Source organism: Halorubrum tibetense (assembly GCF_055396225.1).
Genome location: NZ_AP043742.1, coordinates 840,612 through 863,934, shown reverse-complemented (window position 1 = coordinate 863,934; position 23,323 = coordinate 840,612). Strand labels below are relative to the sequence as shown.

The 23,323-nt window shown below is 68.6% G+C and carries 27 protein-coding genes; 18 read left to right on the top strand and 9 right to left on the bottom strand.

Annotated features, from left to right (window positions below; translation table 11 throughout):
• The first annotated feature begins 94 nt into the window (after positions 1 to 94).
• The 4 genes from ACZ5TV_RS04335 to ACZ5TV_RS04320 all read left to right on the top strand — a co-directional run bounded on the left by ACZ5TV_RS04335 (position 95) and on the right by ACZ5TV_RS04320 (position 3,499).
• Complete coding sequence (locus tag ACZ5TV_RS04335) at positions 95 to 241, top strand: hypothetical protein (RefSeq protein ID WP_379781685.1); 147 nt, start codon at positions 95 to 97, stop codon at positions 239 to 241.
• 373 nt (positions 242 to 614) lie between these two features.
• Entirely contained in the window at positions 615 to 890 is a 276-nt protein-coding gene (locus ACZ5TV_RS04330) for a PadR family transcriptional regulator (protein WP_379781687.1), read from the top strand.
• 247 nt (positions 891 to 1,137) lie between these two features.
• The gene (locus ACZ5TV_RS04325) at positions 1,138 to 2,478 is read left to right on the top strand and encodes a class-III pyridoxal-phosphate-dependent aminotransferase (protein WP_379781689.1); all 1,341 of its coding nucleotides are present in this window, start codon (positions 1,138 to 1,140) and stop codon (positions 2,476 to 2,478) included.
• A 67-nt stretch (positions 2,479 to 2,545) separates the two neighbouring features.
• Complete coding sequence (locus ACZ5TV_RS04320; RefSeq protein ID WP_379781691.1) at positions 2,546 to 3,499, top strand: HhH-GPD family protein; 954 nt, start codon at positions 2,546 to 2,548, stop codon at positions 3,497 to 3,499.
• A 251-nt stretch (positions 3,500 to 3,750) separates the two neighbouring features.
• Here ACZ5TV_RS04320 and ACZ5TV_RS04315 read toward each other — a convergent pair whose 3' ends face one another.
• Entirely contained in the window at positions 3,751 to 4,458 is a 708-nt protein-coding gene (locus tag ACZ5TV_RS04315; protein ID WP_379781693.1) for a DUF47 domain-containing protein, read from the bottom strand.
• A 149-nt stretch (positions 4,459 to 4,607) separates the two neighbouring features.
• Between ACZ5TV_RS04315 and ACZ5TV_RS04310 the strand changes: the two genes are divergently transcribed.
• Together ACZ5TV_RS04310 and ACZ5TV_RS04305 are read left to right on the top strand one after the other, a co-directional pair.
• Positions 4,608 to 5,006 carry a DUF5778 family protein gene (locus ACZ5TV_RS04310; protein WP_379781695.1) on the top strand — a complete coding sequence of 133 codons (399 nt, stop codon included), beginning with the start codon at positions 4,608 to 4,610 and terminating at the stop codon, positions 5,004 to 5,006.
• A 37-nt stretch (positions 5,007 to 5,043) separates the two neighbouring features.
• Positions 5,044 to 5,775, top strand: coding sequence for an alpha/beta hydrolase (locus ACZ5TV_RS04305; protein WP_464384142.1), 732 nt, complete (start codon positions 5,044 to 5,046; stop codon positions 5,773 to 5,775).
• 29 nt (positions 5,776 to 5,804) lie between these two features.
• Here ACZ5TV_RS04305 and ACZ5TV_RS04300 read toward each other — a convergent pair whose 3' ends face one another.
• From ACZ5TV_RS04300 to ACZ5TV_RS04280, 5 genes are all read right to left on the bottom strand, one after another.
• A complete protein-coding gene (locus tag ACZ5TV_RS04300) occupies positions 5,805 to 6,134 on the bottom strand; it encodes a transcription factor S (RefSeq protein ID WP_379782873.1) in 330 nt (109 codons plus the stop codon).
• Positions 6,135 to 6,216: 82 nt separating this feature from the next.
• Positions 6,217 to 6,828, bottom strand: a complete 612-nt coding sequence (locus tag ACZ5TV_RS04295) for a DUF8135 domain-containing protein (RefSeq protein WP_379782875.1) — start codon at positions 6,826 to 6,828, stop codon at positions 6,217 to 6,219.
• Positions 6,825 to 7,793 carry a hypothetical protein gene (locus tag ACZ5TV_RS04290; RefSeq protein ID WP_379782877.1) on the bottom strand — a complete coding sequence of 323 codons (969 nt, stop codon included), beginning with the start codon at positions 7,791 to 7,793 and terminating at the stop codon, positions 6,825 to 6,827. Before ACZ5TV_RS04290 ends, ACZ5TV_RS04295 begins: the two co-directional genes overlap by 4 nt.
• 123 nt (positions 7,794 to 7,916) lie before the next feature.
• Positions 7,917 to 8,753, bottom strand: coding sequence for an RAD55 family ATPase (locus tag ACZ5TV_RS04285; RefSeq protein ID WP_379782879.1), 837 nt, complete (start codon positions 8,751 to 8,753; stop codon positions 7,917 to 7,919).
• Positions 8,754 to 8,778: 25 nt separating this feature from the next.
• On the bottom strand, positions 8,779 to 9,897 hold the full coding sequence (locus tag ACZ5TV_RS04280) for a beta-ribofuranosylaminobenzene 5'-phosphate synthase family protein (protein ID WP_464384141.1): 1,119 nt from the start codon (positions 9,895 to 9,897) through the stop codon (positions 8,779 to 8,781).
• A 423-nt stretch (positions 9,898 to 10,320) separates the two neighbouring features.
• Here ACZ5TV_RS04280 and ACZ5TV_RS04275 point away from each other — a divergent pair, with 423 nt between their 5' ends.
• From ACZ5TV_RS04275 to ACZ5TV_RS04260, 4 genes are all read left to right on the top strand, one after another.
• Positions 10,321 to 10,743, top strand: a complete 423-nt coding sequence (locus ACZ5TV_RS04275) for a cobalamin B12-binding domain-containing protein (protein WP_379783711.1) — start codon at positions 10,321 to 10,323, stop codon at positions 10,741 to 10,743.
• A complete protein-coding gene (gene meaB, locus ACZ5TV_RS04270; protein ID WP_464384140.1) occupies positions 10,744 to 11,958 on the top strand; it encodes a methylmalonyl Co-A mutase-associated GTPase MeaB in 1,215 nt (404 codons plus the stop codon). It abuts the gene before it with no gap.
• Positions 11,959 to 12,054: 96 nt separating this feature from the next.
• Positions 12,055 to 12,987 carry an alpha/beta fold hydrolase gene (locus tag ACZ5TV_RS04265; RefSeq protein ID WP_379781892.1) on the top strand — a complete coding sequence of 311 codons (933 nt, stop codon included), beginning with the start codon at positions 12,055 to 12,057 and terminating at the stop codon, positions 12,985 to 12,987.
• Between the two features lie 208 nt (positions 12,988 to 13,195).
• Positions 13,196 to 14,074 (top strand): response regulator, encoded by an 879-nt coding sequence (locus ACZ5TV_RS04260; protein ID WP_379781894.1) that lies wholly within the window; start codon positions 13,196 to 13,198, stop codon positions 14,072 to 14,074.
• Between the two features lie 73 nt (positions 14,075 to 14,147).
• On the opposite strand, the gene ACZ5TV_RS04255 is transcribed toward ACZ5TV_RS04260, so the two are convergent.
• The gene (locus ACZ5TV_RS04255; protein ID WP_379781896.1) at positions 14,148 to 14,717 is read right to left on the bottom strand and encodes a DUF4442 domain-containing protein; all 570 of its coding nucleotides are present in this window, start codon (positions 14,715 to 14,717) and stop codon (positions 14,148 to 14,150) included.
• A gap of 199 nt (positions 14,718 to 14,916) precedes the next feature.
• On the opposite strand from ACZ5TV_RS04255, the gene ncsA reads away from it, so the two are divergent.
• From ncsA to ACZ5TV_RS04215, 8 genes are all read left to right on the top strand, one after another.
• Positions 14,917 to 15,966 (top strand): tRNA 2-thiolation protein NcsA, encoded by a 1,050-nt coding sequence (gene ncsA, locus ACZ5TV_RS04250; RefSeq protein ID WP_379781898.1) that lies wholly within the window; start codon positions 14,917 to 14,919, stop codon positions 15,964 to 15,966.
• A 139-nt stretch (positions 15,967 to 16,105) separates the two neighbouring features.
• Complete coding sequence (locus tag ACZ5TV_RS04245) at positions 16,106 to 16,471, top strand: DUF7475 family protein (RefSeq protein ID WP_379781900.1); 366 nt, start codon at positions 16,106 to 16,108, stop codon at positions 16,469 to 16,471.
• A complete protein-coding gene (locus ACZ5TV_RS04240; protein WP_464384139.1) occupies positions 16,468 to 17,358 on the top strand; it encodes a hypothetical protein in 891 nt (296 codons plus the stop codon). Before ACZ5TV_RS04245 ends, ACZ5TV_RS04240 begins: the two co-directional genes overlap by 4 nt.
• Positions 17,355 to 18,113 (top strand): CDP-alcohol phosphatidyltransferase family protein, encoded by a 759-nt coding sequence (locus ACZ5TV_RS04235; RefSeq protein WP_464384138.1) that lies wholly within the window; start codon positions 17,355 to 17,357, stop codon positions 18,111 to 18,113. The genes ACZ5TV_RS04240 and ACZ5TV_RS04235 overlap by 4 nt, the downstream gene beginning before the upstream one ends.
• Before the next feature lie 83 nt (positions 18,114 to 18,196).
• Positions 18,197 to 18,973, top strand: a complete 777-nt coding sequence (locus ACZ5TV_RS04230) for a hypothetical protein (protein ID WP_464384137.1) — start codon at positions 18,197 to 18,199, stop codon at positions 18,971 to 18,973.
• 64 nt (positions 18,974 to 19,037) lie between these two features.
• Positions 19,038 to 19,415, top strand: a complete 378-nt coding sequence (locus ACZ5TV_RS04225; protein ID WP_379783799.1) for a 6-pyruvoyl trahydropterin synthase family protein — start codon at positions 19,038 to 19,040, stop codon at positions 19,413 to 19,415.
• A gap of 2 nt (positions 19,416 to 19,417) precedes the next feature.
• On the top strand, positions 19,418 to 20,746 hold the full coding sequence (locus ACZ5TV_RS04220; protein ID WP_464384136.1) for a glycosyltransferase family 4 protein: 1,329 nt from the start codon (positions 19,418 to 19,420) through the stop codon (positions 20,744 to 20,746).
• Entirely contained in the window at positions 20,743 to 21,666 is a 924-nt protein-coding gene (locus ACZ5TV_RS04215) for a methyltransferase (protein WP_379779670.1), read from the top strand. Before ACZ5TV_RS04220 ends, ACZ5TV_RS04215 begins: the two co-directional genes overlap by 4 nt.
• A gap of 63 nt (positions 21,667 to 21,729) precedes the next feature.
• On the opposite strand, the gene ACZ5TV_RS04210 is transcribed toward ACZ5TV_RS04215, so the two are convergent.
• Together ACZ5TV_RS04210 and ACZ5TV_RS04205 are read right to left on the bottom strand one after the other, a co-directional pair.
• A complete protein-coding gene (locus ACZ5TV_RS04210; RefSeq protein WP_379779668.1) occupies positions 21,730 to 22,317 on the bottom strand; it encodes a hypothetical protein in 588 nt (195 codons plus the stop codon).
• Positions 22,317 to 23,306: a zinc-dependent alcohol dehydrogenase gene (locus ACZ5TV_RS04205; RefSeq protein WP_379779676.1), complete on the bottom strand. Its 990-nt coding sequence runs from the start codon at positions 23,304 to 23,306 to the stop codon at positions 22,317 to 22,319. The genes ACZ5TV_RS04210 and ACZ5TV_RS04205 overlap by 1 nt, the downstream gene beginning before the upstream one ends.
• Between the last annotated feature and the right edge of the window lie 17 nt (positions 23,307 to 23,323).

Below are 23,323 nucleotides of genomic sequence, written 5' to 3'. Positions count from 1 at the left end.
CCGTCGGTCGGGGTTTAGGCGTGTCGTTCGGACTCCACGAGATCTACACGATCCCGGCCACAACCCTTTGGTCTCGCCGCCCGTACCCGGTGGTATGCGCTCCGAAGAGGAGGTCAGAGAACAGTACGAGTTCCTCCGCGAGGAGTTGGCCGACGAGGAGATGCGCCACCGTGGCGTCGAGGAGCTCCTCACCCACTACAAACGAGCGCTCGGGTGGGTGTTAGAGGAGGAACACATGTAGCGATCGCTCGTTAGGTTTATTAGTACCAACGCAATACTATTACGTGACGCTTCGTCTGGAGGGCCGAAGCGTCAGCGGGGACCAATTTCGGACGAATGCCTCACGCGGCTTTTTTCCGCTGGGGCATACGTCCGTTCTCAAACGACTACCCGACGAGGCACCCGACCGTTCTGATCGATCGGTCACCGATATAACGTATTTGGTATTGAACACTCGATTCTACGCGAAAACACCCCTTCCTCTCGACAGTAGGTTACTGTCCTGACAGTATCGCTACGCGCGGATAGCAGCGAAATACGCCGAAAAAACCCGGTACACGGATACACGTAACGGAATATTTATTTATTTTCCGCGGTTATGTCGGAGTAACCGCATGTATGACCTCACAGGTTTCCAGCGTGACCTCCTCTACGTGATCGCTGGGCTCGACGAGCCGCACGGGTTGGCGATCAAAGAGGAACTGGAAGACTACTACGAGAAGGAGATCCACCACGGTCGCCTCTATCCCAACTTGGACACGCTCGTCGAGAAGGGGCTCGTCGAGAAGGGCCAGCGTGACCGGCGAACGAACTACTACACGCTCACGCGCCGCGGTCGACGCGAGATCGACGCCCGCACCGAGTGGGAGTCGCAGTACATCGAACACTGAGCAAGTCGGCTGTCTCGGCCTCTGTCCCCGTCCGGTTTCCATCCAGTTCCCCGTTTATCTCCACCCCGTTTCCATCTAGTTCCCCGTTTATCTCCACCCTGTTTCCATCCAGTTCACCGTTTATCCCCACCCTCGTCGCGTTCTCGGCCACGACCGCTCTTCAGTTGCTATCCGCGATCGAACACCGGTTCTCCCCGGTTGGTTCGGTGACCCCTCGTTTTTTCGCAGCGCCCGACGACGACAGTGCATGGACCGTGACACAGTAACCCCCCAGGTGTCGGAGTTTCCGGGCGAGCGAGCCACGGAGTGGGTCGAACACCACCACCAGTCCGCCGCGCCGAGCACGTACGTCTACGAGTTCGTGTGGGACCGGACCGCGCCCGCGACGGGCCCGTTCTGTACCGACGTCGACGGCAACGTCCTGATGGACTTCACGAGCCACGTCGCGGCCGCCCCGCTCGGCTACAACAACCCACTCATCACCGAGCCGCTCTCGGAGTTCGACCTCGTCGACCCCCTGAAGATCGCGGGACAGGACTTCTACGTCTCCGACGGGAACGCGCCCGGTGAAGGTGCTCCCGGTCCGGCGGACCTCATGGAGCGGCTCACGGACGCAACGAGCCACTACGACATGGACACCGTGTTCCTCTCGAACTCCGGCGCGGAGGCGGTCGAGAACGCGATCAAGATCTCTTACGACGACGCCGGCGGCGCGAAGTACGCGATCACCTTCGACGGCGCGTTCCACGGCCGGACGCTGGGCGCGCTCTCGCTCAACCGCTCGAAATCCGTCTATCGGCGGGAGTTCCCCGAGATCAGCACGGTCCACGACATGCCCTACTGTGACGACAGCGGCTGTACCGCCGAGACCTGTTCGTGTGGGTTCTTCGCCGGCGGGACCTCGCGGCTCCGGCAGAAACTCGACCCGAAACGCGGACACATCGACCCCGACTCGGTGGCGTACCTGATCATGGAGCCGATCCAGGGTGAAGGGGGCTACCGGTTCCCCTCGGACCCGTTCATGGACGAGATCGCCGCGGTGGCCGAGGAACACGACATCACCCTCGTCGCCGACGAGATCCAGTCCGGCGTCGGCCGTACCGGTGAGATGTGGGGCTCCGATCACTACGCGATCGAACCCGACGTGATCGCGAGCGCCAAAGGGCTTCGCGTCGGCGCGACGATCTCGCGGTCGGACGTGTTCCCCGAGGAGGCCGGGCGGATCTCCTCGACGTGGGGGGCCGGCGACATCGTCGCCTCGCTACAGGGCGCGCTGACGCTCGACGCGATCGAGTCGGAAGGGCTCATGGAGAACGCCACCGTCCGCGGCCGACAGTTCCGCGAAACCATGGCGGACGCCGACCCCGAAGGTGTCGTCGATGTCCGCGGACTCGGACTGATGCTCGCAGTCGAGTTCGACACGACGGAACGGCGCGACGAGGTGATCGAGCGCGCGGTGAGCCACGGCCTCCTCACGCTGGCGTGTGGGACGAAGGTGCTCCGTATCCTCCCGCCGATGGACGTCACCGAACGCGAGATCGAGCTGGGATGTGACCTGTTGACGACCGCGATCGCCGAGGCGGCCTGAGGGATCCCGTCCGTCGATCAGCTCCGTCGATCAGCACCGATAAACGACTCACGTCCCCAGTGAGCGTATGGCCGATCCTGACCCGGACGAGCCCGTGGAGCCCGCCGGCGGGTCCGACCCTGACGCCGCCCTCCCCGCCGACCCGGACCTCGTCCGTAACGCGCTGATCGAGTGGTACGAGGCGGACCACCGCGAGTTCCCGTGGCGTCGAACCGAGGACCCCTACGCGATCCTCGTCAGCGAGGTGATGAGCCAGCAGACCCAGCTCGATCGGGTCGTTTCCGCGTGGGAGGACTTCCTCGACCGCTGGCCGACCCCCGCCGACCTGGCGGCTGCCGAGCGTGGCGACGTCGTCGCGTTCTGGTCGGATCACTCGCTCGGCTACAACAACCGCGCGAAGTACCTCCACGAAGCCGCCACACAGATCGAAACGGCGTACGACGGTGAGTTCCCCCGGACGCCCGATGAGCTCGCCGAACTGATGGGCGTCGGGCCGTACACCGCTAACGCGGTCGCGTCGTTCGCGTTCAACAACGGGGACGCGGTCGTCGACACGAACGTCAAACGCGTCCTCTACCGCGCCTTCGACGTCCCGGACGACGACGCGGCGTTCGAGCGAGTCGCTACCCGCGTGATGCCCGACGAGGAGTCCCGCGTGTGGAACAACGCGATCATGGAGCTCGGCGGCGTCGCCTGCGGGAAGCGTCCGCGATGTGACGAGGCGGGTTGTCCGTGGCGCGAGTGGTGTCACGCGTACCAAACTGGTGACTTTACCGCGCCCGACGTGCCGACACAACCGAGCTTCGAGGGGAGTCGTCGACAGTTCCGCGGGCGGATCGTTCGACTCCTCGGTGAACACGACGAGATGGAACTGGACACGCTCGGCCACCGCATTCGGGTGGATTATACGCCAGACGGTGAGCACGGACGAGAGTGGCTTCGAGGGCTACTCACGGACCTCACTGAGGACGGCCTCGTCGAAGTCGAGGATCGCGATGGCGAGACGATCGCCCGGTTATAATACGGTCTCACGACGGTCGAGTAGCTATCTGGGACGCCCCAGATCCAAGGCCTGGTCGGCTTTGAGAGGATCCGGTCGGTGTCGTGTGCCCGAGGGCGACGGACTCCAAGATGCTCGTGTAGCGTGTTGGACTCCGGAGTTCCGTCCGCAGGGGGAACTCCCGTTCGTTATCGAATGTGCTGTCGGCGAGAGGATGCGTGACCGGACGTTCTCGGCAGGAGACGAGTCGAGGTTCGCGACGCGACCGCCGCTTACGACACCGACCCCGCCTCAGTGACGATCCCGGGCTCGTCACTGGCGATGACGACGATCCGGTCGGTGACGTCCTCCATCGTGTTGGCGAGCTCGTCGAGGAGGATCGCGAACTCGCGGTACAACAGCGCATCCGCGGTCCGTCCGCCGTCGAAGGCGGTTGCTATCACGTCGTCGCGGATCGCGTCACATCGGCTCTCGCCGGCGCGGACTGTCTCGATCCCCTCGGTTAGTGTCACCGTCTCGTCGGGGGCCGTGAGCCCGTGGACGAACTGCTCGACGACCTCGCGGAGCTGCTCGGCCATGGTCACGGTCTCGGTCGCCATCTCCGTGAGGCCGTCGAACGGCTCGGTACCGTGTTCGGGTCTCGTCATCACGAGCTCCTGTGTGATCCGTTCGGTGTGGTTGGCGATCACGTCGAGGTCGTTGTACAACTCGATGAGCGAGGCGGCGTTGAAATTGATCCGCGTGTTGAGTAGTCCGATGTCCTGTGGGCCGGAATCCGTGATCGACCCGGTTATCTCACGGTTCACGTCGTCGCACTCGCTTTCTATCGTGGCGATCCGTTCGACGGTGTCGCGATACTTCCCGTCAGCCTCGTAGCGGTCGAAGGCCTCGGGGAGGAGTTCGATACAGTCGATGAGTCGATCGAGGTACGCGCCGGTTCGTGACTCCAGTCGATCCCCGAAGCCGTCGTTGTTGGTCATGATTTCGCTTGTATGCCCGTTCGACCGACACCGGTTAAGTCGTGTCGGCCGGGACCAGCGACGACGGCGACCGATCGGACCGGGGAACGTTCGGCGCTCGGCATCGTCGGATCGCCATCCGTTTAGTTACCGGGGCCGAAGCGGACGATATGAGCGAGGCCATCGACAGCGACCTCTACGAGCGGACCAAGGCTCTCTTGGAGCCCGGCGACATCGAGCTCCTCGGCTGTGTCGTCCACACGACGCTGAGCGGCCGCGAGGACCTCGAGCTCCACGAGCTGACCGTCGAGCTCAACGACGTCATCGCCGACCACGCCGGCAAGGGAGAGACGTACATCGAGGCCGGAAACGACGATCCGGATTTCTCCTCGAACCAGTTCCAAGGGCTCACGCTCGACGACGAGTCGTTCGTTTGGGAGTGCCAGCAGCTGCTCCGTGAGGGGACCTTCGACGTCGTCTGTTACTACGAGGCGGGTATCGATCAGGACGCGCTCGCCGCAGACATCGAGACGCTGGACGGCGTCGGTGACGTGATGACGGTCCCGTGATCCGAGGCCCAAACGCGCCGACACGTCCCACTAACTCGTGAGCGACACCGTCCTCGTACCCGGCGGTCGCGACGTCCGAGCGACGCTGGACGTCGCCGAGAGTGAACACGACACCGACGCCTCCACTGCGGACGCCATCGTCGTCGCCTGCCCCCCGCACCCACAACATCGCGGTCATCGCGGCGACGAGCGGTTGGTCGCCGTCAGCGATGCGCTCACCGCCCGAGGGATCGACTGTCTCCGGTTCGACTACGGCCCCTGGGACGAGGGGTACGGCGAGTGCGCCGACGCGGACAACGCGGTCGGCTGGGCACTCGACCGGTACGACCGGGTGGGGCTGTTCGGCTTCTCGTTCGGCGGGACCGTCGCACTCGTGACCGCGGCCGGGCGCCCGGCCGTCGCTGCCGTCTGTGCGCTCGCGCCGACCGCTCGGCTCAACCCTGAGGCGGACGCGACCGACGCGCTCGCCGACCTCGCGGCGCGAACGTCGCGGACGGCCGACAAGGCGAACGCACGAGACGGTTCGGGAGACGGAGCGCGGACGGGCACGGCGACAGGCATAGAAGCGGGAGCGGCAGCGGATGGGTCCCCTGTCACGGTCGTCTATGCGACCCGCGACACGACCGCCGACTGGGAACCCGTCGTCGAGCGCGCCGAGGCGCTCGGGTTCCCGACCGTCCCCCTCGAGTCAGACCACTTCTTCGTCGGGCGTGCCGGCGAGGTGGGCGAGACGGTCGCGGATGCGCTCGTACCGCGGTTGCACGAGTAAGGAGCCTGGCGTGAGCGGTTACCTGTTCGTCAGTTGTAGCCGCGCCACCGGCGACCGCACTCCTTGCACTTGAAGAATCGGGTGGGCGGCTCGTCGGCGGAGCCGGTCTGTTTGATCGTGTACCACGCCTCACCGTGGCCACACTCCTCACAGACGACGTCGTCGGCGGTGGGTTTCCCCTCGAAGTTCGCCCCCTCCTCCGTCTCTATCAGCTCGTCCCCGGTCTGCTCGACGGTGGACTCGAATCGCTCGGCGAGCCCTTCGTCGCGCTCCGTCGTCGCTCCACAGTCGTCGTTCTGACATACCATCTCGCCGCCGTCGGAGACCATCATCGAACCACAGTCGTCACAGAACTGCATACATCCGGGGCTCGGGGCGAGCGCATTTAGGTCCGGTGGACGCCGACCGGTGACACCGGCGGCCCGTTGGGCCGCGCGCCCGTTATCGCGTCCGGTCGAACCCGGGACCGTCCTCGGTGACCATCGGACAGCCGCGAACTCGGAACTCCGCGAAATCGAGCACCTCGACGATCTCCGTGTCGTCGTGGGTGCAGGCCGCCGCCGGCGGCTCCGCGAAATGCGGACAGCGCTGGCAGTACGTTCGCTTGTCGACGACGTCCTCGCGTCTCGTGTCGGGATCGGGGTCCACGCCGCGGCCCGGAATGCTCGCGTCGGGTTCGGCGTCGGCGTCGAGGGCGTCCCACACGTCGTCGACGTCGACTTCGTCCATCTCCATCCGCTCGAAGGGGTTCTCGGCATCGAGTTCGGCCTCCGCCCCGACCGAGCTATCGAGCCGGGCGAACGGGTCATCGGGGTCACTCCCGGACGTGCCGGCCGGCTCGTTCCTCTCGGTCGCGACACCGGTTCCCTCCGCTGCTACTGAGGTGTCGACCGCATCAGCAGTGTCGGGTGCCTCGTCGAGTTTCGCGAACGGATCCGGCCGGTCGTCGGTCTCCATGTGCTCGAACGGGTCGCTCGCCGGGTCGGCGTCGCCGTCGTCGTCGTCGTCTCCCCCGTCCCGATCGTCCCGCGGAGCGCCCTCGCCATCGGTCATCGGGAGCGTCCTCCCTCGTCCCGTTCCGGTTCGGCGTTCGATCCTCGTCTACCGCCGCGCGCGCTGATGTCGTCGGTGGCGGAGCCGGCGTCGGTCCTGTCGTTATCGGTCCCGCTGGCACCCGTCTCGCCGTCACCGGCCGACCCGACCTCACCCTCCAGCGCGGGGCGGTCGTCGACGGTCAGCGTCGAGGTCCCGATGAACCGCCTTCCGGGTTCGACCCCCCCGAACCGGCTCCCGCAGTAGGGACACTCCGGCTTCGACAGCAGCGACAGCCGGACACTGTTCGAGCAGCCCGCACAGTCGGCCGTCCGCACGCCGTGTCGGTTCGCTTCGGCGAGGATCGCGTCGATCCGCTCGCGCTCCGCGCGCTCCTGTCGCATCGCACGGAGCTGTCGCTGTGTCCGGACGACCGCGTTCGCGACCTTCGAGAGCTTCTCCATCGCGTCGTCGTTGGCGTCAGCGAGCGTCTCGACACGGGCATCGAGCTCGTCGAGGTCCGCCGTCGCGCTCGCGACTGCCCCGTCGAGGCGGTCGACCTCGTCGCCGAGTCCGTCGAGATCGGTTTCGACCGCGTCGAGGTCGGAGCCCACCGCGCCGAGTTCGGACTCGATCCCGCCAACGTCGTCTTCGATCGCCTCCAGCTCACTCTCGATCGCGTCGATCCGGGTCGCCAGCGTGTCGATGTCGGCGCTCATCCCGTCGATCCGGTCGGCCGTCTCCGGGTGTGTGTGGTCCGCCGCTGCCCGCTTCTCGACCTCGCGATACGTCCGGACCAGCCGGCCACGGAGGTCCTCGACGTCTTCATCGAGTCGTTCGGCGAGCGCGTCGACCCGCGACCGGAGGCTCTCGAGCTCGGACGTGGAGGGAGCGCCGCCCGTGTCGCCGCCTTCGCTGGGGTCTATCGGGCCCGTCGCCCCGTCGGTCGCGCGGTCGACGGCGTCCCCTGAGTCGGCTTCATCCATTGACGCTCCCCCTCATCTACTCGGCATTTATCGGGGAGGCTTAAGTAACCTGTCGCGTGGTTCTCCGTATCGATACTTCGGACATCGGACAGGCTCGGTGGTCGGAAGAGGAGGAGAGGAGATTCACCGGATCTTCCGCACGTCGCTGATGTCGAACCCGCCGTCGTGGACCTCCGTCTCGAACCGGACGATGTTCTCCTCCTCCAGCCGCGAGAGCACGCCGCGGAACTCCCTGACGAACATCGTCCGCGCGCGCCGCGACCCCCCGCTCTCCCACGTGAACTGGAGGGTCCCGCCGGCGGCGTCCATCAGGGTACCGAACTCCTCGTCGGTCAGCGAGTCCACGTTCACCAACACCAGGATGAGCCCCTGCCAGCGGGCCGCCGCCTTCTTCAGCCCCTTCATCACCATCGCGACGTCGCTCCACTCCATGTCGTCGGAGACGGCGGAGACGAGGTCGGTGACGGAGTCGATACACACCAGGTTCCCGGAGGCGTGTTCCGTCAGGTAGTCGCCGAAGGCGGTGAGCACGTCGTCGTACTGCCCGCGGTTATCGAGGTCCGTGATCGACGATGTCTCCCCCTCGTACCACTCCCGCGGGATCGGGCTGAGCTGGAAGAACTCCGGCGAGAGGTCACGGAACGCGATCCCGTCGACCGCGGCGTCGACGACCTCGTCCGCCATCGCGTATCCCATCTCGCGAGTGAGCGCGTCCTCGTCGGCGGTAAACGAGAGGTAGTGCACCTCCGGCGGCACAGCCGCGTCGCCCGGGAGGTCGCCGTAGTAGAGGTCGAACAGCGACTCGTCGGCCCGAGCGAGCGCGTTCATCGCCGCGCTCGTGTACATGAACTCGCGTGCGCCTGCCCCGGACTCGCCCGCGAGCAACACGACGCTTCCGGGGGGTGCGCCGCCGTCCAGGATCGAATCCAGTCGGGCGACGCCGAACGGGACACTCGACATAGCTCCGTACGGGTCGCGGTCCGGCTTAGTGTTGTCCCTCGTCGGGACCGTGTCGACCCTCGCGTCGGTCCTCCCTCTGCCGGTCGCCGGCCTCATCGCTCAGCCGTGCGCCCTCGTTGGCCGCGCGAACGACGGCGACGTCGCCGTCGACGCCCGCCGCATCAAGGGCGCGCGCGCCGGCGGTAGCGGCCGCCGCCGCGTGCTCGGCGTCGGTGACGCCGTACACCGTGGGACCCCAGGAGGATTGACCGGCTCCGAACACCGCCGACTCCGAGGACAACGACGCCACGATGTCGCCGACGGGCGGGCGGTACACGCCGCCCTGTTCGTCGGCGTACCACGCGCCGTTGAGCCGCCCGACCGTCGCGACTGCCTCACCGAACGCCTCCGCGCGCCCCGTCGCGACCGCCGGGAGCACCCCACGCGTGACGACCCCGGCGATCCGGTCCGCGAGCCCCGGATCCGCCCGCTCGACGGCGGACCGCATCGAGGCGTCCTCGTCGTCGCCGTCGCGGCCCGGTTCGGCGTTCGGGCGGACCAGTAGGAACCGCCACTCCGCCGGGACCCGGTGCCGCGCGGTCACCGCTGGGACGGTCCACTCCCCGTCTGCCGGCCGGTCAGTCGTGAACTGCGCGGTGGGGTGGCCCGCGTCGAGGACGAACCCGCCCGACTCGAACGCTGCGACGCCGACTCCCGACCGGCCGCCCCGCCCGAGGGCGGGGGCGTGCTCCCGAACGCGGGGTTGCCGGTCGTACGCGCGTGCCACCGCCGCGAGCGTCGTCGCCGCCAGCTGGGTGCCGCTTCCCAACCCCGCGTGACGGGGAAGCGAGGACTCGATCGTGACCGACACGCCCGGAACCCCCAGTCGGTCCGCGGCCACGGTGGCGTAGCTCCGGACGTCCGCGCGGAGCGCATCCACCGTGTCGTCTCCGGGCGTCCAACTACTGACGGTCCCGCCCTCGAGCCCGTCCGCATTCGTGTCATCCGTGGCGATCGAGACGTGTACCTCGTCGGCAGGAGTCGCGGTCACGGTCACCCGTGGCTCCGCGAGCGCCACGCCGAGCGCGCCGTACAGCCGCTCGTGGGAGAGGCTCAGATTACAGAAGCCGAAGTGGAGTCGCCCCCCGGCGCTCACGCGTGCCATGTTCGGACGGGAGTTACCGCGCCGCGAATAAAAGGACTCGAGACCCGGGCGAAAACCGCCACTGTCGACGGATCGGCGGGACGACTGCCCTACCGCCGCTCCCGGACCGTGCTTATATACTCCGCTGCCGGGGAGCGGCGTCGTCGAGCGCGGTGCACGTATATATACGAAGACACCGAAGCGGCGGCTACGAACGAGGCCGTGTTCCGGCCGGCGGCGTATTTATAAGCGAGATCGGGTTCCGGCTGGCGGCGTATTTATAAGCGAGATCGGGTTCCGACCGAGGTCGCGCGTTGACGCAGCTACCGTTTATGATTGGTCGATCGTGCCGTGACCGCCGTCAGCGGCGGGCCGTGTCGTCGCGCGTCCGATCCTTCCCGGTCTTCCGTTAGAATCAAACGGGTCGCCGACCCAGAGGAGGGTATGAGCGTCGAAACGGAGGAACGCGAGCGGGCCATCCGGTGTCTGGTCGCGAAGGTCGGACTGGACGGCCACGACCGGGGGGCACACGTGATCGCGCGGGCGTTCCGGGACGCCGGCTTCGAGGTCGTCTACTCCGGGCTCCATCGCGCGCCCGACGAGATCGTTCAGGCGGCGGTTCAGGAGGACGTCGACGTCCTCGGGATCTCGATCCTCTCGGGTGCGCACAACACCCTCGTGCCGAAGGTGATAGAGGGACTCAAGGAGTACGACGCGTTCGAGGACACGCTCGTCGTCGTCGGCGGGATCGTTCCGGACGACGACGAGGCGGACCTCAAGGCGATCGGCGTCGCCGAGGTGTTCGGCCCGGGCACGCCGATGGAGGAGACGATCGAGTTCATCCGGGCGAACGTCCCGGAGCGCTAGATGGACGGCAACGGGACGGGCGGGAGCCGATCCACTGCCGACGGGGAGCGCTCCCCCGACGGGGAACGGGCCGCCGCCGACGTGTCGGAGACGACTCTGAGCGACGCCGACGAGAGGCTCGTCGCCGACCTCCTCGACGGGAGCCACCGCGCGCTCGCCCGCGTCATCACTCGGATCGAGAACCGGTCGTCGGGCCATCGCGCGATCGTCGCGGCGCTCCACGAACACACCGGCGGCGCGAACGTCATCGGCGTCACCGGCGCGCCGGGTGCCGGCAAGTCGACGCTCGTCGACAAGCTCGCCGCGGCGTATCGCGAGCGAGGCGACACGGTCGGCGTCGTCGCCGTCGACCCCTCCTCGCCGTACACCGGCGGGGCGCTGCTCGGCGACCGGATCCGGATGGCCTCGAACGTCGGCGACATGGAGGTGTTCTTCCGGTCGATGAGCGCGCGCGGCCAGCTCGGCGGGCTCTCGATGGCGACTGCGGACGCGGTGAAGGCGCTCGACGCGTTCGGCAAGGACACGATCATCATCGAGACGGTCGGCGCGGGACAGAACGAGGTCGATATCGTCCGCACCGCCGACACGGTCGCGGTGCTCGTCCAGCCCGGCTCGGGCGACGACGTCCAGACGCTCAAGGCCGGTATCCTCGAGATCGGCGACGTGTTCGTCGTCAACAAAGCCGACATGGACGGGGCGGACCGAACCCTCGCGGAGCTGGAGGAGATGGTCCACCGCCGTGAGAGCCCGACGAAGGGGCTCGATACCGGCCACCACGGCTTCGATGTCCCCGACCACCCGGACGACGACGGCGTCGATGGAGACGGCAAGGGCGATGGAGACGGCGGGGGCGACCCGACGTGGACCCCCGACGTGCTCGGGACCGTGGCCACAACCGGGGACGGCGTCGAGTCGCTGATCGATGCGTTTGACGCGCACGCGCGATACCTCCGCGACTCGGGTGTGATCGACCGTACCAAGCGCGAGCGGTACGCCGAGGAGATCCGGACGCTCGTCCGCTCGGATATCGGCGCGCTCGCGACCGAGGAGATCGAACGACGAGGCGGGATCGACGCGCTCGCCGAGCGGGTGCGTCGCCGCGAGACCGACCCGTACACGGTCGCGGCGAGCGTCGTCGATCCGATCGCGGCGTGCGTCGACGACGAGGCCGGCGGGAGCTCCGAGAGCGACGGCTCGGCGATGGACGACGACTGACTCGCGGCGTCGCTCATGACCGTGGTCGGTATCGGGATCCCGCGACCGCCGCCTCCGCCCGCGGATTATAAGTCGCCCGCGAACCAACAGGTTTCCATGAAGCTCAGGAACCTCGCCGGAACGGCCCTCCTCGGCGTCGGCGCGCTGGCCGCGGTGAACACCGGACTCCGCCACGACGACGCCCTCGAATCGCCGCTCGTCGGCGACGAGGGGACGTTCCGCTGGCGCGGGATGGACGTCGCGTACACGGAGGGCGGCGACCCGGACGACCCCGACCTGGTATTGCTCCACGGGATCAACGCCGCGGCTTCCTCCGGAGAGTGGCGCGAGGTGTTCGGTGATCTCACCGCCGACTACCACGTGATCGCGCCGGATTTCCCCGGGTACGGCCGGTCGGACCGCCCGCCGCTGCGTTACTCCGCGGCGCTGTACGAGGACTTCGTTCGGGACTTCCTCTCGACGTTCGACGAGCCGGCCGTCGTCGCCTCGTCGCTGTCGGCGTCGTACGCCGCCGCTGCCGACGACATCGAGTTCTCGGGGTTCGTCGCCGTCTGCCCGACGACCCGCGCGGGCCCGAGCCCGCCGAAGTCTCCCCTCCGAGAGCTGATCCGCGCTCCGCTCGTCGGCGAGGCCCTGTTCAACTTGATCGTCTCGAAACCGTCGATCCGGTATTTCAACGCCGACCACGGCTACGATGACCCCGCGAACCCGACCGACGAGTGGGTGGACTACGAGTGGCGGACGACCCACGTCGAGAACGCGCGGTTCGCGCCCGCGTCGTTCATCTCGGGGTACCTCAACAGCGAGCTCGACTTGGCGGCCGCGCTCGCCGACCTCGACGTGCCGCCGACCATCGTCTGGGGCCGCGAGGCGGCGGTGAGCCCGCTGACCGACGGTCGCGAGCTCGCGGACGCGTCGGGCGCGCGGCTCGTCGTCTTCGACCGCGCGAAGCTGCTCCCGCACGTCGAGCACCCGAACCGCTTCCTCGAAACCGTCCGCGAAAGCCTCGTCGCTGGCGCAACCGCGTGAGTGAAGCCGCGCAAGCGTGAGTGCGACCGCGCAAGCGTGAGTGCGTGAGTGCGGCCGCTCACGAGCGGGACTCCTCGCGAGCGCGTGTTCTTCCTGGGCGCGGCTCCTCGTGAGGGCGACCCCCTTGCCGTCTCGACGACCGCTCTCACCCTATCAGAACTGAACATCAGGCGCGAAGAGGTTTAGGGACCCTCGGCCGAGAGGGGGTATGACCGAGCGTTCCGTGCGAGTCCTCTGTGTCGACGACGAACCGGGGTTGGCCGAGCTGGTCGCGACGTTCCTCGAACGCGACGCCGACCTCGACTGTGAGACCGCGGTCGAAACCGACCCGGACGCCGCGCTGGCGCGGATCCGAGAGGAGCCGTTCGACTGCGTCGTCACGGATTACGACATGCCCGCGCGCACCGGCGTCGAGCTGCTGTCGGCGGCCCGTGAGACACACCCCGAGCTGCCGTTCCTGTTGTTCTCCGCCACCGGGCCGGACGAGCTCGCCGCCGAGATGGTCCGCGTCGGGGTGACCGATTACGTCCGGAAACGCGGCGGCTCGGACGCCTACACGACGCTGATCCGACGAGTCGACTACGCTATCGACGGGGAGGACGGGTCGTTCGACGGGCCGGACACCGCGGTTGGATCGGCGGACGCGTCCCACTCGCTCGCCGTCGACGACGTCGATGCACGGGTGTCGTTCGACGCGGTCTGTACCGTGAGTCCGGACGGAACGTTCGAGTACGTCGACGAGGCGTACGCGCGGGCGTACGGGTACGACCCCGAGACGCTCGTCGGCGAACCGTGGCAGCGACTCCACCCCGATGACGAGGTCGAACACATCCGCACGAACGTGTTGCCCGCCGTCATGGAGGGTGACCGCTGGACCGGACGCAGTACCGGCGTGCGCGCGGACGGGAACACGTTCCCCGAATCGAAGCTGGTGAGCACGACAAGCGACGGGCGGCTCCTCATCTCGGTGTCGGCGGTCGACGGAGGGTCGGACGGTGACGCCGACTCGGGTGGCTCGGCCGTTTCGGACGGCGACGGTAATTCGGGTGGCTCGGCCGTTTCGGACGCGACCCGCGCTGACGACTGATCCGCGAGGGAGCCACGAGACCGCACGAGCCCCTCCCACAAGAGCTGATCAGGGACCCATGAGCGGTCCGATCTCAGCGGTCCCGGCGCACGTACAGCGTCTTCCGACAGATCGCGTGGACCGTCCCCTCGTCGTCGACGATCCGGACGAGGTAGTCTCGGTCCGTCGACTCGCCCGGTCCGAGCGACTCACGGATCCCCGCGGTCTCCGCCTCGTCGAGCTCGAACTCGGCGTACAGCGTCTCGCGGCCGGGTTCGAGGAACTCGATGGCGGCCGCCTTGTCCCAGATCGTGAACCCGTCCCCGAGGATCCGCTGGAACATCGTCATGTAGACGGGGTCGACCGCGCCGTAGAGGCTCCCGCCGAACGTCGCCCCGACCCCGTTCTTCGTCCGCCAGTTGAACGGGACCCGGACACGGACGTACCGCCAGTCGGCGGCGATGTGGTCGACGCGTGCGCCGGTGCCGCGGTAGGCGGGAAGCAGGTTGAACCCGTACCGCCACAGCCGCGTGCGGAGGCTCTCGGCCGGCGGGTCGCCGGTTACGGGGGCGGGATCGGGGTCCCGGTCGAGGCCGGTTGGCGTGTCCGCGGCGACGCGGGCTCCCGGCGTGACGTCGTCCGTCGTCGGCTCGTCGTCCGTCACGTCACACCGGCGGGGGCCCGAGGGCAAACGCGTGTCGGAACGGGAAACAACCGACGCGGGGTTGCCGGCGACTCGCAGTTTCGTCCTCGTCCCGAACCCCGTGGCGTCTCGGGCCGAACGCGGTGCCGTCCTCGACTCGAACCCGCAGCTGCGTCCCGCCCCGAAACCCGTATGTCGACCCACCGGCAAGCCGGGGGTAATGGAGTGTGACAAGTGCGGGGCCGACGCGATCCATCACGCCGCCTACTCGGGGGCACATCTCTGTGGCGAGCACCTCTGTCGCTCGGTCGAGAAGCGCGTGAAACGGCGCGTCCGCGAGGACGGCCTGCTCGACCCGGACGCGACGCCCGAGAACCCCGACCGCTGGGTGATCGGCCTCTCGGGCGGGAAGGACAGCGTCGTGTTGACGCATATCCTCGACGACGTGTTCGGGCGGGACCCCCGCGTGGAGATGCTCGCGCTCACGATCCACGAGGGGATCGAGGGGTATCGCGACGAGAGCCTCGACGCCTGTCTCGAGCTCACGGCGGACCGGACGATCCGCCACGAGGTGGTCTCCTACGACGATGAGTTCGGCGTCCGCATGGACGACGTCGTCGAGAGCGACCCCGAGAACATGGCCCCGTGTGCGTACTGTGGGGTGTTCCGCCGGGACGTCTTAGAGCGGTACGCCGCCGAGTTCGACGCCGACAAACTCCTCACCGGTCACAACCTCGACGACGAGGCCCAGACCGCCCTGATGAACGTCCTCGAGGGCGACGTCCGCCAGGTGGCGAAACACTTCGACGCGTCGCTCGGGCCGTTCGACGAACGCGGCGAGACCGACGAGTTCGTTCCCCGGGCGAAGCCGCTGCGGGACGTCCCCGAGAAGGAGATCGCCCTGTACTGTCACGTCCGCGACCTCCCGGTCCACATGGCCGAGTGTCCCCACGCGTCGGAGGCGTATCGCGGCGAGATCCAGTCCGTAATCCACGAGCTGGAGGAGAACCACCCGGGCACCCGCCACTCGATCATGGCCGGCTACGAGGAGCTGTCCGGGATCGTCGCGGAGCGATATCGGGGAGGCGCTGTGGGGTCGGACGAAAGGGATCCCGCCAGATCGGACGTGGAGTCGGACGGGGACGGCGACTCGGACGCCAGCGCCGATGACGGTCGTCCGACCCTCCGAGAGTGTGAACGCTGCGGCTCGAAAACCAGCCGTGACGTCTGCCGGAAGTGCCGGCTCCTCGAATCGATCGAAGCGGCGTGAGCGGCGCGACGGGGGATCGACGAGCCGACACGGGGTCGACGGCGGGTCGACGATGGCTCGAGCGCCGATCGGTGTCGTTCACCCCGCTTTCGGCAGATCCGGTGAAAGAATTAACCCGTCGGACGCCGTTCTAACGTCAATGAGTGACACGGGCACGCTCCGGACGGACGCGCTCACGCCGCTACACTGGATCGGGATCGCGATGGCGGGCGTCTCCGCGCTCGTCCACCTGTATCTCGCGGTCATCATCCCCGGCTGGCTCGGGATCTCCTTCGCCGGAGCGACCGCGGGGTTCGTCGTCGGCATCGCTGCGGTGCTCGTCGACTTCCGGCGCCGCCTGACGTATCTGCTGGGGGTGCCGTTCACCGCCGGACAGGTCGTCCTCTGGTACGTGTTGAACGACCAGCCCGGGCTCGCGGAGCTCGGCACGGTCGACGTCGTCGACAAGGTGGCACAGGTCGTCCTGATCGGCGTGTTGGTCGCGCTGTACGCCCGAAACACGTGACGGCCGTGACGGGTGGTGACAGGGGGCCAGCGAACGAACGCGACGGTGTCGGTCCCGTCCGCCGGGTTCGCGGACGGGTCGTTGCGGCGCTGCAGTCACGAGTCGGGTCGCCGGCACGACGCGTCGCCCCGCTCGCTCCCCTCGCGGCCGCCCATCGCATCCGCCGTCGCCTCCGTCCGGAACGATACACCGACGCCGAGCCGTTCCGCCTCCTCCGGGTCGATCCCGACCGGATCCGACGGAGCCTCCTCGAAGTCGCACCGCGGATCCCGCAGTGGGGACGGGTCGCGGACGGCGATTGGGCGGCCGACTGGGGGCCGTTCGACGAGCGGGCGGTGCCGCGCGGGATCGAGCAACGCTACCGGGAGGGCCGCGAGTGGCGTGACACCGCGCTGTTCGACGCCTTCCGCGAGCAGCTCGCGCGGTTCGGCAACGCGTGGGGGTACACCGATGTCGACGGGTTCGACAAGCGGTGCCGCGAGATAGACCGCCTCCACGACGCGATACGCGAGGACGGCTACCGCCGTCAGGAGCAGCTCCACGGGCCGAGCGGCTACACGACGACGGCCCGGCTCGACGAGATCAACGTCGACATCGGCCGGGACGGGGAGCTGTACTGGCGGGCGTACGGCCAACACCGGCTCGCGCTCGCGAAGCTGCTCGATATCGGCTCGGTTCCGGTGCTCGTTCATCGTCGCCACGCGGCGTGGCAGGCCGTTCGGGACGCACGCCGGAGCGACGTACCGCCTCCCGACCGGGCGGTCGGCGGTCGCGAGGACGGGAATCCGGACGACCGCAACGAGGATCCGGACGACCGCAACGGGAACCCTGACCGCCACGACGCGCATCCGGACCTCCACGATCTCGGCGGGGTGCCCGAACGATGACGGAGACTTCCCGGTCATCCTCGGCGGGCACGGTCGGCGGTCCGTTCCCGTGGACCGTCGCCGGAGCGGGGACCGTGGTCACGGTCGCGCTCGTCGCGCTCGGCTTGGCGTGGGAGGGGAAACCGACCCCGGCGTTCGTCGGCGGCGTCGCCGTCGTGTTCCTCGCGGTGACGGCCGTCATCCATCGCTCGATGGTTCGGGCGGGAACGGCACACGGGAGACAGCCGATCACCGCCGCGACGTGGGTGACTGTCGTCCGAGCCGGGTTGGTGGCGGCTTTCGCCGGCTTCCTGTTCACCGAGCCGCCGGGCGGGTCGGCGGCGTGGGTCCCGGCCGGGCTGTTCGCGGGTGCGGCGCTCCTCGACGCGGTAGACGGGGCGCTCGCCCGCCGGACGGACTCTGTCACCGAGCTCGGCGGGATCCTCGACACCGAGGTCGACGCCCTGCTGGTGGCGGTCGGTGCGGTGGCGGTCGTCGCCGCCGACGCCGCCCCGCTCGTCTTCCTCGCTGTCGGGGTGGCGCGATACGCGTTCGTCGCCGCGACGCGCTGGCGGCGGCACCGGGGGCTCGCGGTGGCGGACCTCGCGCCGAGCCAGTTCCGCCGAGCGACCGGGGCCGTGATCATGTCGACGGTGTTTCTCGCGCTCCTGCCGGTCCCCGGTCCCGAGCTCTCGCGGACGATCGCGTGGCTAGTTTCGGTCCCCGTCCTAGCCCACTTCCTGTGGGACTGGCTGTCGGTGTCCGGACGCGTTTGATCGGGGCACTCACGCAAGCGGTGAGAACCGCACGCCGGTACCCCGAAGCTTGATGCGACGAACGGCCCTACGGGTAGTGTTCGATGGGACTCCCCGACGACGCGGTCCGACACGAGATCGACGACGGCGAACACTACGTCGTGGGCGACGCGATGGACGTCCTCGCCGAGTACCGCGACGAGGCCGCCGCCGTGTTCCTCGACGACGCGTGGGCTCGGCCGGGCCGGGTCCAACAGGGCGGGCTCGCGTACGACCTCCACCCGTTCGACGAGGACCACGTCGCCGAGGGCGACGACGTCGACGGAACGCTCACGACGGCGGACGTCATCGACGCCTCCCGTGACGCGCTCGTCGACGGCGGCTGGCTCGTGGCGGACGCCGACGACTGGCTCGCCCCCCGGTTCGTCGAGTACCTCCGTGCGGTGTGGGGCGATGCCGCGGCGGACCCCGAGGGTGGCGGCTTCCGGAAGCTGGGCGGCGTGACGTATCTGACCCCGGACGGGGAGCCGGACCGCGGCACGCACGGCGAGCACCTCACGACCGGCGGTTACACCGTGGTGTTCGCACACGACGGGCCGACGGAGCGCCGGACCGACGTCTCCGCGCGGCAGGTCGCGAGCTGGCCCGAGGAGACGTACGGACGCGGCGGTCGGGCGAAACCGATCGCCCCCTACGAGGCGTGGATCGACGGACTGGTCGACGCGGGCGAACTGGTGCTCGTACCGTGTGCGGGCACCGCACCGGCCGCGCTCGCCGCGAAACGCGTGTTCGGCGACGACGCGCGGTACGTCTGTGTCGACGTCCAGGAGGCCGCCTACGAGGGGTTCCGCGAGCGGTACGACGCGGAGTTCGACGAGTAGCTGCCGGACCGATGACGGATGCCGCTGGGAACGGAACTAAGCGTGTGTGGCCCAACGGTTGGGCATGTACACGGTGTCCGTCTCGCGGGCCTGTATCGCACAGCACTACCTCACCGTGCCGGACCCGGGCCCGGAAGGGACCCTTCACTCACACCGGTTCGACGTGGAGGTGTCGTTCCGCGGCTCGACGCTGAACGAGTACGGCTACCTCGTCGATATCGACGCCGTCATCGACGCGCTCGAAACCGTCGTGGACGGGATCCGGGACCGAACCCTCAACGACATGCCCGCGTTCGAGGGCCTGAACCCCAGCGCGGAGCGGCTCGCGGAACACGTCGGGGACCGGCTTCTCGACCGCCTCGACCCCGAGACGGCGACCGAGCTCGCCGTTCGCGTCCGGGAGGACGATGTAGCTGAAGTCGTCCACGAGCGACCGATCTGATCGTGTCCCCAACACCATCGGCGAACGGGACGCCGACCTCCGACGGTGCAGGCTTCGCCGACGAGACCGTCGACGAACCGGGCCGCACCGGGGATACGGACCGCGACGACGACCGACCGGTCGCCGACGGCCGCCCGCTGGAGATGGCCCTCGTCGTCTACGGCGACCTCGACGCCACCTCCGGCGGGTTCCGATACGACCGCGAGGTGGTCTCTCGACTTCGGGCGCGCGGCGACACGGTCGAGGTCGTCTCCCTCCCGTGGCGGCGGTACGGTCGGGGGCTCGTCGACGCGGTCGACCCCCGGATCCGCGAGCGGCTGGACCGTGACGTCGATGTCCTCGTCGAGGACGGGCTCTGTCACCCGTCCGTCTGGCGGCACAACCGCCGGCTTTCGGGGCCGGACGCGGTCGTCGGGCTGGTCCACCACCTCCGTTCGGACGACCCGACGGAGCGGTACGCGTCCGTCATCCGCCCGTTCGAGCGACGGTTCGTCCGCTCGGTCGACGCGACCATCGCGACGAGCGGGTTCACCCGTGACCGGGTCGACCGGATCGCGCCGTCTCGGGCTCGGACGCCGACGGTCGTCGCGCCGCCGGCCGGTCGGTCCGAGGGGGCCGCGACGACATCCGACCGCGTCCGCGAGCGGGCACGACGGGGGCCGCTACGGATCGTCTTCGTCGGCAACGTCGTCCCGCGGAAGAACCTCGGGACCCTCCTCGACGCGCTCGCCCGGGTCGACCGGCACGGTGTGAGCGGCCGGCACTCCCCCTCGGGGCGCGACGGTCGGTCCGACCGCTCGGGGAGCGATGCTCCCGAGTGGCGGTTGACGGTCGTCGGGAATCGCGGGGTCGCCCCCGCCCACACCGAGCGGCTCGTCGAACGAACCGCGTCGCTCGGGCTCGACAACCGCGTCGAGTTCGTCGGCGAGCTGCCGGACGACGACCTCGTATCGACGTTCGACCGGAGTCACGTCTGTTGTGTTCCCGCCCGATACGAGGCGTTCGGCATGGTCCATCTGGAGGCGATGGAACACGGCGTGGTTCCGATCGCCGGATCCCTGGGAGGCACCGGGGAGTTCCTCCGCGACGGAACGAACGGGTTCCTCGTCGATCCGACCGCCGACCGGACGATCGCCGACCGGATCCGACGTCTCGCGACGGACCGCGACCGGCTCGCCGCGCTCGGCGTCGCCGGGCTTCGAACCGCCGAACGACACCCGGACTGGGACGAGACGACCGATCGGATCCGGACGTTCCTCCGATCCGTCGTCGAGGGGGCGACGGGGGACGAGTATGGATCCGCCGACACCGTCGGGGGTGACACCGCGTGAGCGACTTCGTCGAGTACCTGACCGCGAAACGAAGCGTCGACGACCGGGCGCTGAACCGCCGGGTGTGGGACGAGTTCGTCTCAGGATTGACCGATCGGGCCACGGCGACGGACCGACCGCTACGGATCGTCGAGGTCGGGGCGGGCGTCGGCTCGATGGTCGCCCGGCTCGCCGACTGGGAGCGACTCCCGGGCACCGTCTCGTATCGCGCGGTCGACGTGTCCGACGAGTGTGTTACGGCCGCTCGCGAACGCGTTCCCGAGTGGCTCTCGGCGGCGGGATACGCGACGACGGTCGACGACGGAGTCGTGACTGCCGAACTGCCCGACGGCGATACGCGCTTCGAAATCAGTTTCGAGACGGCCGACGCACGGGAAATCGTCGACGATGCCGACGCCGTGATCGCCGCCGCGTTCCTCGACATCGTCGACCCCGACCGGCTGCTGGCCTCGCTGCGCGACGTGCTCCGCCCGGACGGGTCGTTGTACGCCCCGTGTACCTTCGACGGCGCGACCCACTTCTCGCCCGCCCATCCGGACGACGGCAGGATCGAGTCCCTCTACCATCGGCATATGGACGAGATCCGCGAGCGACCCGGGAGCAGCCGGGCGGCGAGGGACGTCCTCGAACGCGCCCCGACACACGGGTACGACGTGACGGCGGTCGGCGGCGGCGACTGGGTCGTCAGGCCGCGAGGGGGGACGTACCCGAACGGGGAGGACGCGTTCCTCGATCACCTGCTCGCGACGATCGACGGCGCGCTCGCCGACTACCCGGCCGACACCCTCGACCCGTCGGTCCCCGAGGCGTGGGTGTCGACGCGGCGAGCCCAGCTGGCCGACGGCGAGTTCGGACTCGTCGCTCACCACCTCGACCTCCTCGCTCGTCTTCGATCTCCTCGCTCGCCTTCGACCGGATGAGCGGTCGACAGGCCGGTCGATACCCGCCCAGTTCGACCGTCCGACCCGCTCCGACGGCTGGACTTACTCCGACTCTCGGACCTGCTCCGCGATCGGCCCCTCTATCCGCGTCTCCGCCGGGACCAGCTCGCGGAAGCGACGGATCCCCTCCGCGGGATCGTAGCCGTCCTGTCGGAGGTGCGCGAACGGGGCGACGTTGGGGTTGCGCTCCCAGTGACACCAGACGTCGGTCTCCCCGTCGGGCGTCCCGAACAGTCGGACGTGGAGCTGCCACTCACCGGTGAATCCGTTCGGCCGATACGCACAGCTCGCCGCCTCGTACACCGTCTCGCCGCCGTGTTCGTACGCGTGAAGGTACGCCCGGAGCTGCTGGCTGAACCCGTGCTCGTCGATCAGTCGCCGCCGAGCAGTTTCGGGTGGAACCGCCCAGACGCCAGCGTACTCCGCGTCCGGTGGCGGTAACACCGACAGCGGATACGGAACTATCCGGTCCGGTGCGGCGTCGGAGAGGCGCGCTGCGGCCGCTCGCGCGCGCCAAAGCGGGACTCGGGACGCGGCGACGGCGACTCCGATCGCGAACACTGCGAGGACTACATGTGTCCGCGTCGTGAGCCGCTCTCGCAGTCGACTGGCGTCTCGGAGGGAGCTCATCAGTACTCCAACACGACCTGTATCGTCGACTCGCGGTCGGCGTCGAGCCGCTCGTACGCCTCGGTCGCGTTCTCGAAGGGGATCCGGTCCGTGACGAGCGCCTCGGCGTCGATCTCACGCAACCCATCGAGCGCGACGTCCATCCGGCGGTCGCGATCCCACCGGCCGCGGAGCTCGGGGGCGATCGTGCTCACCTGGCTCGAGACGATGTCGATCCGGTCCCGATGAAACCGACCGCCGAGATCGATCGGGGCGCGTTTCGACCCGTACCACGAGCCGACGACGATCCGGCCGTCGTACCCGACCACGTCGATCGCGTCGTCGAGCGTGGCCGGCCGCCCCGACAGCTCGATAACACAGTCCGCCTCGTCGACCTCGGCGGTGACTGCCTCGGGCGTCCCCACGCGATCGGCGCCCATCTCCCGAGCGAGAACCCGTCGGGACTCGACCGGGTCGACGACGACGAGCTCTGCGAGCGGGAACGACGCCAACTGTCTCGTCACACACAACCCGATGACGCCCGCGCCGAGAACGACAACACGCTCGCCGAGCCGTGGAGCCGCATCGAGCACGAGATTCGTCGCCGTCTCGACCGATGGGAGCAACGCTCCGGTCTCGGGTGACATCCCGTCCGGAAGGTGAACCACGGCCTCCGGTGTCGCCCGAAATCGGGTCTGGTGTGGGGCGAACCCGAACACCGTCCGGTCGATCCAGGCTGGATCGATGTCGTCGCCGACCGCCGTCACCGTTCCGGCGGCCGCGTATCCGTATCGAAGCGGGTAGGAGAACTCCCCGTCGAGTCCGTCGATCGTCTCGTCGACGGGGATCCCGGATGGCGTCTCGTCGTGATACACCAACAGCTCCGTGCCCGCGCTGATCGCGGAGGCACTCGTTGTCACCAAGAGCTCGTCGTCGTCCGGAGGACCGACCGTCACGGATCGGCGCTCGACCGTTTCCGGTGCGGTGAAATACAGCGCCCGGTCGGTCATCGTTCGCTCGCTCGTAC